General features: G+C 40.4%; 15 protein-coding genes. 7 read left to right on the forward strand and 8 right to left on the reverse strand.

What is annotated here, in order from left to right:
- Positions 1-152: 152 nt before the first annotated feature.
- The 3 genes from ACE1CI_RS27210 to ACE1CI_RS27220 all read right to left on the reverse strand — a co-directional run bounded on the left by ACE1CI_RS27210 (position 153) and on the right by ACE1CI_RS27220 (position 3,516).
- Positions 153-1,142: an aldo/keto reductase gene (locus ACE1CI_RS27210; RefSeq protein WP_413265842.1), complete on the reverse strand. Its 990-nt coding sequence runs from the start codon at positions 1,140-1,142 to the stop codon at positions 153-155.
- Positions 1,143-1,315: 173 nt separating this feature from the next.
- Positions 1,316-2,881: an HlyD family secretion protein gene (locus tag ACE1CI_RS27215; protein WP_413265841.1), complete on the reverse strand. Its 1,566-nt coding sequence runs from the start codon at positions 2,879-2,881 to the stop codon at positions 1,316-1,318.
- 167 nt (positions 2,882-3,048) lie between these two features.
- Entirely contained in the window at positions 3,049-3,516 is a 468-nt protein-coding gene (locus ACE1CI_RS27220) for a MarR family winged helix-turn-helix transcriptional regulator (RefSeq protein WP_413265840.1), read from the reverse strand.
- A 186-nt stretch (positions 3,517-3,702) separates the two neighbouring features.
- Between ACE1CI_RS27220 and ACE1CI_RS27225 the strand changes: the two genes are divergently transcribed.
- Positions 3,703-4,272 (forward strand): DUF4214 domain-containing protein, encoded by a 570-nt coding sequence (locus ACE1CI_RS27225; RefSeq protein ID WP_413265839.1) that lies wholly within the window; start codon positions 3,703-3,705, stop codon positions 4,270-4,272.
- Positions 4,273-4,292: 20 nt separating this feature from the next.
- Positions 4,293-4,781, forward strand: coding sequence for a hypothetical protein (locus ACE1CI_RS27230; protein WP_413265838.1), 489 nt, complete (start codon positions 4,293-4,295; stop codon positions 4,779-4,781).
- Here the strand turns inward: ACE1CI_RS27230 and ACE1CI_RS27235 are convergent.
- The 3 genes from ACE1CI_RS27235 to ACE1CI_RS27245 form a co-directional block, all read right to left on the reverse strand.
- Positions 4,776-5,621: a M20/M25/M40 family metallo-hydrolase gene (locus tag ACE1CI_RS27235; RefSeq protein ID WP_413265837.1), complete on the reverse strand. Its 846-nt coding sequence runs from the start codon at positions 5,619-5,621 to the stop codon at positions 4,776-4,778. The two genes, ACE1CI_RS27230 and ACE1CI_RS27235, sit on opposite strands and share 6 nt — an antisense overlap.
- 97 nt (positions 5,622-5,718) lie before the next feature.
- Positions 5,719-5,946, reverse strand: a complete 228-nt coding sequence (locus ACE1CI_RS27240; protein ID WP_413265836.1) for a DUF4351 domain-containing protein — start codon at positions 5,944-5,946, stop codon at positions 5,719-5,721.
- 323 nt (positions 5,947-6,269) lie between these two features.
- Entirely contained in the window at positions 6,270-7,091 is an 822-nt protein-coding gene (locus ACE1CI_RS27245; RefSeq protein ID WP_413265835.1) for a DUF4351 domain-containing protein, read from the reverse strand.
- A gap of 312 nt (positions 7,092-7,403) precedes the next feature.
- Between ACE1CI_RS27245 and ACE1CI_RS27250 the strand changes: the two genes are divergently transcribed.
- Entirely contained in the window at positions 7,404-7,766 is a 363-nt protein-coding gene (locus ACE1CI_RS27250; RefSeq protein ID WP_413265834.1) for a tetratricopeptide repeat protein, read from the forward strand.
- Between the two features lie 9 nt (positions 7,767-7,775).
- On the opposite strand, the gene ACE1CI_RS27255 is transcribed toward ACE1CI_RS27250, so the two are convergent.
- A complete protein-coding gene (locus ACE1CI_RS27255) occupies positions 7,776-8,420 on the reverse strand; it encodes a Uma2 family endonuclease (protein WP_413265833.1) in 645 nt (214 codons plus the stop codon).
- Between the two features lie 61 nt (positions 8,421-8,481).
- Positions 8,482-9,042, reverse strand: a complete 561-nt coding sequence (locus tag ACE1CI_RS27260) for a CPBP family glutamic-type intramembrane protease (protein ID WP_413265832.1) — start codon at positions 9,040-9,042, stop codon at positions 8,482-8,484.
- A gap of 69 nt (positions 9,043-9,111) precedes the next feature.
- Between ACE1CI_RS27260 and ACE1CI_RS27265 the strand changes: the two genes are divergently transcribed.
- The 4 genes from ACE1CI_RS27265 to ACE1CI_RS27280 all read left to right on the forward strand — a co-directional run bounded on the left by ACE1CI_RS27265 (position 9,112) and on the right by ACE1CI_RS27280 (position 12,085).
- Positions 9,112-10,461, forward strand: coding sequence for an acylphosphatase (locus ACE1CI_RS27265; protein WP_413265831.1), 1,350 nt, complete (start codon positions 9,112-9,114; stop codon positions 10,459-10,461).
- Positions 10,462-10,467: 6 nt separating this feature from the next.
- Positions 10,468-10,770 (forward strand): acylphosphatase, encoded by a 303-nt coding sequence (locus ACE1CI_RS27270; protein ID WP_413265830.1) that lies wholly within the window; start codon positions 10,468-10,470, stop codon positions 10,768-10,770.
- A 218-nt stretch (positions 10,771-10,988) separates the two neighbouring features.
- Positions 10,989-11,396: a J domain-containing protein gene (locus tag ACE1CI_RS27275; RefSeq protein WP_413265829.1), complete on the forward strand. Its 408-nt coding sequence runs from the start codon at positions 10,989-10,991 to the stop codon at positions 11,394-11,396.
- Positions 11,397-11,500: 104 nt separating this feature from the next.
- Positions 11,501-12,085 (forward strand): endonuclease dU, encoded by a 585-nt coding sequence (locus ACE1CI_RS27280; protein ID WP_413265828.1) that lies wholly within the window; start codon positions 11,501-11,503, stop codon positions 12,083-12,085.
- The last annotated feature ends 236 nt before the right edge of the window (positions 12,086-12,321 follow it).

A 12,321-nucleotide genomic window follows, 5' to 3' on the forward strand; every position in this document is an offset into this window, starting at 1 on the left:
TAATTATTACTTAAAAATTGGTTTTGTGAGCATTTGAAGAGTTAATTTATAACTAAAGTAAGAATCTCCAGAAATTTTGTAGAGACGTTATATATAACGTCTCTACAGTTTAATATATATGTAATCAACCAAACATGAAATACTATTCCTGGTTAGAGGTTAACAGCTTTCATGGCATATTCTGGGTAACGTTCTCCTGAAGCGACATTTTTGGGAGCAATGCGATCGATCGCTTCCAACTCCTCCAAAGTTAAAGCAACTTCTTCTGCCGCAGCCACATTTTCTTCTAAATATTTGATTCTTTTTGTACCCGGTATTGGTACAATATCTTCACCTTGAGCTAACAGCCAAGCTAAAGCTAATTGGGAAGGTTGACAACCCTTTGCTTTTGCCAATTCTTCAATCTTTTTTACTAGATCCAAATTCTTTTGGAAATTCTCTCCTTGAAAGCGAGGCGAATAACGTCGCCAATCATCTGGTGCTAAGTCATCAATACTTTTAAATTGTCCGGTTAAAAAACCTCTACCCAAAGGACTGTATGCAACAAAACTAATTCCTAACTCTCGACAAGTTGGTAAAATTTCATCTTCAGGATCGCGAGTCCAAAGAGAATATTCTGTTTGTAAAGCTGTAATTTGATGCACTGCATTTGCCCGTCGAATTGTTCCCGGCGCAGCTTCCGAAAGTCCCAAAAAACGTACTTTTCCCGCTTGCACTAATTCTGCCATTGCGCCTACAGTTTCTTCAATTGGCACATTAGGATCGACTCGATGTTGATAATAAAGATCTATAACATCTATTCCCAAACGTTGTAGACTGGCATCACAAGCTTGACGGACATATTCAGGTGTTCCATTCACACCTAAAAAACCTCCATCAGGCGATCGAACATTGCCAAACTTAGTAGCTAAAATCACTTCATCCCGGCGATCTTTAATTGCCCTTCCCACCAATTCTTCATTTTTTCCTACACCATACATATCCGCAGTATCGAGGAAATTCACACCTAAATCTAAGGCGCGATGGATGGTAGCAATTGACTCTTGTTCATCGCCACCGACATAAAATTCCGACATTCCCATACACCCTAATCCGATGGTGGAAACATTTAAAGAACTGTTGCCCAATTGATGGTATTTCATAGTTCTGGAAATCGCTACTTATTAGAGGCTAGCAGAAAGCAGAGGGGCAGAGGGGCAGAGGGGCAGAGGAGCAGAGGGGCAGAGGGGCAGAGGGGCAGAGGGGCAAGGTACAATTTAACTCTTCTTGTCTTCTTGTCCCCAGTCCCCAATCCCCAGTCCCCAGTCCCCAATCCCTAGTCCCTAGTCCCCTTCACATCCACAGTCACTACAGCTGACATCCCTGGAGCAATGCGAGATTCATAGCCTTTGATACTTTCAGAATCAAAAACTACTTTTACAGGAATGCGTTGCACAACTTTAGTAAAGTTACCTGTGGCATTATCAGGAGGTAACAAAGCAAATTCAGCGCCAGAAGCCGGAGAAAAACTATCAACTCGACCCTTAAAAGTATGATTTGGGAAAGCATCAAGCTTAATCTCTACCTCTTGTCCGGGCTTCATGTTTTCCAGCTGTGTTTCTTTGAAATTGGCAGTTACCCAATAATCATCACTGACTATTGCCATCACAGGAGTTCCGGCTTGGACTCTTTGCCCAACTTCTACCGACTTCCGACCGATTTTGCCATCAGCAGGAGCCGTAATCTGGGTGTAAGATAATTGCAGCTGGGCATCTCTGAGGGCAGCTTCCGATTGGGAAATGGCTGCTTGTGCTGCTTCAAATTGTCTGCGATTTACCTCAGTTTGTTGACCTCCCGCTGTTGCTTGTTGCAGTCCGCCTTGAGATGCAGCTAATTTCGCTTGGGCTTGCACTACTTGTTCTTGGGCTTGGGCGACTTGGGCTTGGGCGCTGGCTACTCCCACTCTCGCTTCATCTAGTTTGGCTTGGGCGGTGGCTACACCTTCATTTGCTTGGGCGACTCTCGCTTGAGCTTGTTCAATTCCTTGTTGGGCGGCGTTTCTTTGCGCTACGGCTACTTGGTAAGCTGCTCTGGCAGATTCTAGCTGTTGTCTGGCAACTGCACCTTGCTGAAACAAAGCTTGGTAACGATTATAGTCGGCTTGGGCTCTTTGTAAAGTCGCTTCTGTATTTGCTAATTGCGCTTGTGCCGATCCTACACCCGCTTCGGCTTCCCTAACTGCGGCTTGGGCGCTGGGAATACCCGCTTGGGCAGCGGTGACAATGGCTTGGGCTTGCGGAACTCCGGCTTGGGCTTCTCTTAATGCAGCTTGGGCGGTGGAAATTGCGGCGACAGCTGCTTGCACATCTCCTTGCGCTGTGGCTGTTTTGCCTTGGGTAGTTTGGGCGGCTAAACTGATATTGGCTTGGGCGGCGTTAGCTTGACGGCGTGCGGCTTCTAATGCGGCTTGGCTACTTTGCACTTTCACTTCAAAGTCGCGGGGGTCAAGTTTAACTAATAGCTGACCTTTCTGTACTGGTTGGTTATCATCTACCAATACGTCATTTACGGTATCGTTGATCCGGCTACTCACATTAATAATATGTCCGGCAACGGTGGCGTTGTCTGTTTCTTCGTGGGTGGAAGCAAATTGCCAGTAGTTATAACCAAATGTACCCGCTGTGGCGATCGCACCAATACCCACTGCTGCCAAAATTGCTTTCTTGAACCCTTTTTTCGGCGCTTTTTGGGGAGGCAGCGGTTCTTGTACCCTCTTTTCTAATTCTTCTCTCTCCGGTGCTAACAATTCTTGTTCTCTCACCGTTAAATCTGTCGTCGGCTCTAACTCTGGTTCTACAACTGGTTTTTTTCCGTTCAGTACAGCAGTGTTTGTGCGTTTCATAATTCTGTCTCTTTTAGTCTGTTGGTAAATTCGTTAGTAATCTTGAATATTTAGCGTGCTTATCTTTAACTACGAACCTATTCATTTCGTATACGTACTATTTTACAAAAATTAAACAACAAGAGCGTCATCCCTTAGTCATATCAACTAATCTTCCACGAGTTAGGTTAGGAAAGATTAGCGATCGCCAAATCCAGCATTTCCGAAAGTAGTTGGCGCTGGGTGTCTGGGATGCCTTGAAAAGCTTCTTCCCGTAATTCCTCGGCAATAGGCGGTAAGACGAACTTCAACTCTCTTCCGGCATCGGTTAACCAAATTCGCCAAACTCGACGATCTCTGGTATCTCGCTCCCGGCGCACTAGTCCCCGCTGTTCCATGCGATCGAGCACTCCCGTCAAAGTGCCGCCCACCTGTTGCAGCTTGTCACCTATGCTAGAAGTCGCTAAACCGTCCTCCTGCCATAAGCAACACAACACAACCCAGTGAAAAGGGGTTAAACCGTAAGGGTCAAGTCGCTCTTGAAATTTACGTGCTAGCAGTTGAGATAGTAGCTTGATTCGGTATCCCATACCGTGCGGTGCTAAAACCTCTTGCCACCCCCTCGATAACTTCTGTTCCACAGATGGAGTAGGCATTTAGCCTCCTAAGAATTACTTAGCGTGCTTAATTTAAGTATATGAGCTATTTCAGGTAAAGTCAAGTAAAAACTGAACTTCAGCCCAATGGCTGAGTTGTTGATAAGTATTTAAAACAAAATAATTTAAGATCCACAAATAATTTAAACTCAAGTTAGATAATTTTTATTCAAGAAGGATAAAGACATGAGATTAGCTTTGGTCGCCAGAGCAGCACTAGCAACTACGATCGCATTAACATACTTTAGTTTAGCAGAATCAGTGAATGCTCAAGAGATTCTTCAGAAAGACAAGAACTTTTTCAGTTTGCCCTACCAGAGCAGCAATTCAGACTTAAGAAATAAACAAAGATATGATTACGATCGCGATCGGTATGACCGGGACAGGTACGATCGAAACAGGTACGATCGGGATCGGTACGATCGGGACAGATACGACGGGGGGCGGCGTTCCCAGTACGATGATGAGATTAACAGACTTTATCGCCAAGTATTAGGGCGAAATGCTGATTATGACGGACTAAGAACTTGGTCAAGAGAGTTACAAAGAGGTAGATCGTTGAGCTATATTCGGCGCGAACTGGCGTACAGTCAAGAAGCAGAAAATACAATTAATAATATTTATCGGCGAGTTTTGGGGAGAAATGTAGACCGAAATGGTTTAAGGACTTGGCAATCAGAATTAGCTAGAGGTAAAAGCTTGCGGGAAGTGGAACGATCGATCGAACGCAGTCCAGAAGCCAGAAACAGAAGATAACAAATCAGAAAAAGTTAGCCATGAAAGCAAAAATTTTTACTAATTTACTCATATCTACTTCTGCTTTTTTGTTAGCAACTAATTTAGATAACCCAGTACAAGCACTTGACTGTGGTTGGCAACAAATCCTTTCTCCAATATTAAGAGGAAACCCAGAACGGGAACGCCAGGGGCATTTAGGAAAACTTTCTGACATCGAGCAAATTAATCAAATTTACATTGAAGTATTGGGGAGAGAAGTTGATTTCCAAGGCATAGTAACTTGGACAAAAGAATTAGAGCGGTACAGGACCCTTTGCGATATTCGCCGTGAAATTGCTTATAGTCGAGAAGCCGAAGCAGCGATTAATCAAATGTATCAAGAAGTGTTAGGTCGCAACGTCGATCGAAAAAATCTAGAAATTTGGAAAAATGTGTTAGCTAAAGGTACAAGTTTATATCGAATCCGGTTATATTTAGAAAAATATCGGGAGGAAATGGAGAAAAAATCTCAACCAAATCAATCATAATTTTCTTAAGCCAAATTCCAAGCCTTGACAAACTCCTGTGAGGAAATTTAAATCTAGGTTTTCGATGCGATCGCTAACTTGATGATAATGAGGATTTCGCATAAAAGCTGTATCCGTAATCATCATCGCTCGATAACCATTATCCCAAAAAGGAGCATGATCGCTCAAGCGAGTTTGCCGCACGAGTTTACCTCCATTTGGCACTGGCAACCATTCCGCAGGCGTACCACTTTTGCGGATATTTCGACTCAGTTTAATTAAATCGGGAATCGTCGTTAAATTGCCAATTAAAGCAATAAAATTACCTGTATTTGGATAAAACTTTTCTAATCCCGCAGGGTAACGTTGAGAGTTAGGCGCGTTATTACAATAACCCAACATTTCCAAAGAAATCATCAGGCGCAAACGTTGATTTTCTTGCTTTAATTTAGCTGCATATTCCTGACTACCAAGTAAACCATATTCCTCCATATCAAAAGCAACTAATCGCACAGGATATTTCAAAGGTTTAGCCGCAAATTCTTTTGCTAATTCCAACAATACAGCAACACCCGTACCGTTATCATCTGCACCCGGACAATTTGGTACAGCATCATAATGTGCGCCGATTAAAAGTGGCGGAGATTTTTCTTGATTCTTAGTTAAAGGTGGTAAATTTAAAATCAAATTTTGGTGAGTTTGACCTCTAATAGCAAATTCGTGAGTTTCCACTTCTCCCCATTGTTGGAATTGTTCACGGATATATTGCTGTACGTAAAAATGAGCTGCTGATGAGAGGTAGGGATCGCGATCGCGCACAATTTGAGTCAAATGTCCTTCTAATCTTTCTGTTAAATTCATGGGTTACTTCTCCTGATTTTTTTTCTCATAAATTCCCTCTGATTGGAAATCTGGGGCTACACAAACGAAGTCCGCATGCGCGGACTTTTTTGCTTATTTATAACTGATGGGATTCTAACCAATTGGTTAAATCGGTTGGTTGAGAGAAATCTAATAGTGCTTCTCCTAAGTCTTCTAATTGTGCGATCGATAAACTTTGAATTCTCACTTGCATTTCGGGAGTAACCACACCAATTCGACGAGTAAGCAGCCGGATAATCATTGATATTGCTTCTCGTCGTTGTCCTTGTTCTAGAATATCTTGATAAGTGACAGATTCCAGCATAATTTCCTCTCTGAATAATTGACGAATTAAACTTTTGTCAAAGCGCAAACCTGCAAGAACATATATACAGGCTGCCACATTTTGCCGTTGCTGGGTTTCTTCAATAAGTAGGTAGATCTAAATAAAGTGAAACTCTCGTCGGGCAAGATGCCCACCCCACAAGAAAGCTGAAAATCTTGTGGGGTGGGCATCTTGCCCGCCCCATTGATAGATAACTATTTTCACTTTATTTATTTGCACCTACTTATTAGCTACTCGATCGGCAACTTGAGCTAATAAAACCTGGGGAGAGAAAGTCCGCTTGTGCGGACTCAAAATTTTGTTTATGAATGATGAGATTCTAACCAAAGAGTTAAATCAGTTGGTTGAGAGAAATCTAATAGTGCTTCTCCTAAGTCTTCTAATTGTGCGATCGATAAAGCTTGAATTCTCGCTTGCATTTCGGGAGTAAGCAAACCAATTCGACGAGTAAGCTGACGTATAATCAAGGATACTTCTCCTCGTCGCTGTCCTTGTTCTAGGATATCTTGATAAGTGACAGATTCAAGCATAATTTCCTCTCTGAATAGTTGGCGAATCAAACTTTTGTCAAAGCGCAAACCTGCAAGAACATAGATACAGGCTGCCACATTTTGTCGTTGCTGGGTTTCTTCAATATTAGCTACTCGATCGGCAACTTGAGCAAGTAAACTTTGAGGTGAATCAGTTCGTGCTAGTGTCGCCAGTGGTAAAAGAGCAGGATTTGCCAGAAGTGGCGCAGGATCTTGCTCCCACATTCGGATAATTCGATAACGATGTGAAGTATTAGCAGCATTAAACTCGTTAGTAAAAGCTGCTTCTGAGGTAGTAGCTTTCAAAAAAATTACCACTTGTTCGACTTCACAACGGTACTGGCGATACAGTCTCACCCAGTAATCCAACATCCGAAATGGCAAAGGCGGATCTGACGCTGGTAAAGTTTGAAATTCCAGGTGGAAGATTAAGTTTGTAGTTTGTAATAAAGTGAGAAAATCAGCACGAATTGGTTCTTGGCTGAGTTCCGTTTTGAGTACCTGGACATTAGAACTTTCTGATGGAAATAACCAACTAATAAATTCAGCTGGGTATTGTTCAGCGAGGTATTTGCAAAGGTTGTCAGTGTTCAATGGTGAATTAGCTTTTGAAAAAGTTGTTTTAGGGTTTGGTAAGATATTAAAATTAGCATCTAGGGTATGCAAGCGTGGATGAAAAATCTCTTAATAATAGTGATGGTAGTGAGTCTCCGCAAAAAAGATGCGAGTATTTTGGTGAGTTCATTTCTCCAGACCCTAAAAATCCATTGAAAACTTGCGCCTATAGATGTAAGGGATACGGCGCTCTAGCCACTTTCCCTTGGCCGAAAGATAAGCCTTGTCCTCCTTCTTTTGAGGGAAACTTTCCAGGGCCATAATTTTGTTAAGCAAAAAGGTGGAAATAAAATGTCAGATTTAGAAAAAGGTTTAGCTGCTTTTTACTCCCAAAATTACACTACAGCACTTAGCTTATTAAAACCCTTAGCAGATGAGGGAAATGCAGAAGCGCAATGTGTTATGGCAAATATGCACCATTTAGGATTGGGTGTAGAAAGAAATATTTTAGAAGCAATTAAATGGTACATGAAATCGTCGGAGTTAGGTTATGCGATCGCTTCCAACAACTTAGCAGCAATTTATCTTTCTGGTGATGAAGGTATAACAGCAAATCCAATAGAAGCTAATAAATGGTTCCAAAAAGCTCAAGAGCAAGGATTTTTAAATAGTCCTACTTCCAATGACTATTTAAAATTAACAGGTGTTGGATAATTGGTTTTTTCACTCTTCTGCCTTCAGCTGATTTCTCACCCATTCCCGAAACAACCGAATTAAACTTGTTTCTCCCATCGTTTTTCCTAATTCCAAAAACCGCATAATTTCCGCTGACGTTAATAGAGGTAAACTCGGAGATCGATCGCACTCCCTATACTCCCCATCTTCTAACCGCAAAATCACCAACCGTCCATTATCATAACGCCAAATTTCAGGAACACCTAAAGCTGTATAAATTCCTAATCTATTCATTGAACTACTGGTAATATCAATTTCAATGGCTAAATCTGGTGGCGGATATTCATTCAGATCGATTTGCTCTAAACTGCGGACAATAGCTTCATTTTGAATATAAAAACACTTATCAGGTTCAAGTCCGCGTGCCAAATCTTCACGTTGACAAGTTCTTGAACCTAAACTCCGAATTTCTATATTCAGTTCTTCTGTTATTGCTGTCACAAAACGACCAATCACTTCCGAGTTACTTTCATGTGGATCTAACGGTGTCATAATTTCTAATTTACCTCGATCGTAAGTCAAGCGAATTCCTGGTTGTTCTGCACAATCTAGCAACAAATCTTGATATGTTTGCCAGCTAATATTCTCTAGCACAACTCGGTTAGCACTTTTGTCCAAAGTAGTAGTCATCATAGCTATGTAGTTAAAAACGTAATTGCTTAACTGGAAATTATATGATTCTGATTTTAGCCCATCAAACTTCGTCATGCAATTGCTTATATCCTCCCAAAAATACTAACCAAACTACTACAACTAACCAATGAATAATTACTGGCAACCACAGAGAACCACTTTGTAAATAAACCACACTACAAACTATTCCTAAAACTGCCGCTAATAATAAAAAGACGGGATTAAAAGATGTTTTCCGTCCGGCAGGAAAGAAAGTAACTGCATTGAGTGGATGATAAATAATAAAAAGTACTAAACTCAGACTTCCCCAAAACCAGACTGTTGCTGTCGTCACATTTTCTTGGGGATGAGGAAGTAATAAAACTCGAAAAAATAACTCTTCCGAAATAGCCGGGAATAGCAGAGAACCTGCTATAATAGTAAAAATTATTGTCTTTGGCGCTCTCATATTTTCAATCTTCAAGAAATTGCACCACAAACCTATAGGCAAGCAAAAGAGAGTTAGTATGAGTAATAATACGATCGCAATTAACCAAGCTTTAATTGTTGGGAATGTGGAAAAAGCCGTATTAATTCGCCAAGCGAGCTTGTGAAAAAGGTTTAATAAATCTAAAGAAAACATCAAGGGAACCTCCTAGTGGTAAAGTGAAGAATAAAAATCAATTAACAGTAGTTATGTAATATAAATTTAATGGAAAAACAGTCATCTTCGGAAAAGGTTAGAGCGCACGTTTTCATTACTGGAACTGTTCATGGAGTAGGTTATCGCCTAGCTACTTGGGACAAAGCAAACCAATGGGGAATCGGGGGTTGGGTGGAAGAAATACCCGATGGACGAGTAGAAGCTGTTTTTGAGGGAAATAAAGAACTTGTCGAAGCAATCATTCGTTGGTGTTACCGAGGGAGTCCTGATGCAGTAGTCAAAGCTGTGACAGTCGAATATGAAGAACTAGAGGGATTAAAGGATTTTATTATTAGACGACCAAGCGAACTTAGTATTAAAAATAAGCCAAAAGACATTAAAGTTAAAACTATTAACATCCTCTTATTTGTACATGGGGTAATTCCCCATAGTTCAAATTTTTCGGAAACGAAACTATATGATTTACTTTGGGAACCAGTTAAGAAACAGCATAAGCTATTTGAACGCATAGATGATATTATTTCAGTAAATTGGGGTCATTATTTGGCAGATACAGAGGAAGCAAGATTAGATGAAAGGCTGAATAAAGCAGAAGAATTTATTGCTAACCAACTAAATTGTAGAGCGAAATCCCAAGCTATTACTAATAGTAACTTACAACCTTGGTGGCGATCGCTACTTCACCCCCTACAAAACCTAATTTGGTCACACCCAATCGGTGCAGCTATTTACTATAGCGGAATTGAGGGAAAAATTGCCCTACAACTAGCAGTTTACAGTCAAATTTTAGAGCTTTTAGAAAAGTATCGTCATCAAATTGAGAGAAATTTAGCTAAAAAAGAAACAACTATTAAAATTAGATTACACGCCATTAGTAGCGGTTTAGGTACAAATATAGTTAACGATTTCTTACATGGGTTATTTTCCCAAATTGGCAACCGAATCAAAAATGACCCAGAACAAGCTAAAGAACCAACAATTGCTAGCAGTCATATTTTGGCAGAGGAAAAGCAGGAAACAGTAGAACGCTATTTATTTTGGCGTGTCGCTGCTCTCCAAAAACATTTAGAATTGGGATCGATCGTTACTATGGCATCCCAACTTCCGCTTTTACTACTAAGTTCCCAACGGGTAGTTGATACCTTTGCCAATCAAGAAAGTTTATCAATTGATGAAATTGGCATTCCTGAACAGACTCAAGAAATTATTTGGAAAGTTTTTTATGGTATAGATGATCTATCAGCCTTTCCCATTAGTCCTCTATTTGGTGGTCATCCAGCAATTGAGGATATTGCCATTGAAATGAGTAATAATTACTATAATTATCCTAATTATTGGGAAAACGAAGTAATTCATACTCATGTAGCCGAACTTTTGCATAGAAGAGTTGTAAGTTAAAGAATTATGACAAAAGAATTACACACAGACTTAATTCGTGTTCATGTTATTGTTACTGGACTTGTTCAAGGAGTAGGTTATCGCTACTCGACCTACAATCAAGCAAAGCAGTTAGGTATTAATGGTTGGGTACGCAACTTACCCGATGGTCGTGTAGAAGCTGTTTTTGAAGGGGAAAAAGCAGAGGTTGAGCAAATAGTTAGTTGGTGTCATCAAGGAAGCCGCACAGCCGAGGTGAAAAACGTAGCTATTCAATACGAACAACCTCAAGGCTTAACAAATTTTGAAATTAAAGGACGAGATTGGTAGATAAGAATGTAACTTATTTAACTGATTTTCTTGCTCAATTTAATAAGGTAGGGAAATAGAGTAGTTACTCTAATAAAAATTAATTTAAGTTAAGGAAAATATCTAAACATATTTTTTTAAAACTATGTCTTTAAAAAGAACACATTACTTGCAACTCACTTCAAACTAAAAATACGTGGGTCGATCGCTATTTTTGGAATGACCGTAGGGAGTCATCAATGAGTAAACTAGAGGAATACTACAAAGTACTTGAACTAGAGCCGGGAGCCTCCTTAGAAGAAATTCACCAGGGGTATAAAGACTTGGCTATGGTATGGCATCCAGACCGTTTTCCCAATCATCCACGACTGCAACAAAAAGCTCATAAAAAATTGCAAGAAATCAACGAAGCTCATCAGCATCTACGTTCACATACCTACACTTCCGTTTCCCTCACTTCCCCGGCCAATCCTGACCCACAAAATCCGCCATCTTGCTCTATTCAGAAAAACGGTAACAACTTTTACCAACAACCAAAAACTCAACCAAAAACTCAACCGAGAACAGAAAAGAGACACCGGGATATTGATGAAAATATGCCGTTCAGTAATTTCAATCGTAAAGATATGTTTGTGTGGTTAGACTAATGAGTTAAAGAGAGAATTTAGTGGTAAATTAGCGATCGCGACTATGAATAAACTGAAATTATCAATATTCTAATCAGTACATATTTTATGGTAAATAATCACTCATGAATCTGGCATCTCTACTGAGATTAAACCGCACAATTCGTGTCATCGGTTTTGATGATGCACCCTTTCAACGTCGTCGGGGAAGCCGCGTACCCATCTCTGGAATTGTCTGTGCCAATACCCGTTTTGAAGGCATGGTTTGGGGGTATGTCCGACAAGATGGCTGGAACGCTACAGACACAATTTGTAAGTTACTTATTGGCAGCAAATTTTTACCACAATTACATATTTTGCTACTTGATGGCATCGCCTTTGGTGGCTTCAATATCATAGACCTGCCGCTACTTTCCCAGCGACTAGCACTTCCTTGTGTTTCCGTCATGCGCCATCTCCCAAACCTGAGCGCAATGGAAACTGCTTTGCGCCGTCTTCCCCAACCAGAAAAACGCTTAAAAATACTGCAACGTGCAGGTACAATTCATGCCTTTCCACCTTTCTATTTTCAAGTTTGTGGCGAAACACCAGAAGTTATCAGTGCGGTACTGCAAAGATTGACAGACTGTGGTAATGTTCCAGAAGCTTTGCGCCTTGCACATTTAATTGGTGCCGCTATAATACAGGGCGAAAGTGGTAGATCCGCTTAAAATAGTTAATAAGTTATATTTCTTAAAAGTATTTTTCGGAAATTATTAAAATTTATTAATAATATACAAAATTTGCATAATTAATAGTTCTTCTGGGCATCTTAGTATGAGTTAGTTAAATAGTTTAAAGGATAGGAGTAGTTTTTTCAGAAATAACAGCGGCGCTCCGGTGCGATCGCCATAATCATCAGCAACATTAAGAAGAAAGATCTATACTTAATCTCATCCTAGTATCA

The sequence above is a fragment of the Floridaenema flaviceps BLCC-F50 genome, from assembly GCF_041929275.2.
GTDB classification, from domain to species: Bacteria; Cyanobacteriota; Cyanobacteriia; order Cyanobacteriales; family Aerosakkonemataceae; genus Floridanema; species Floridanema flaviceps.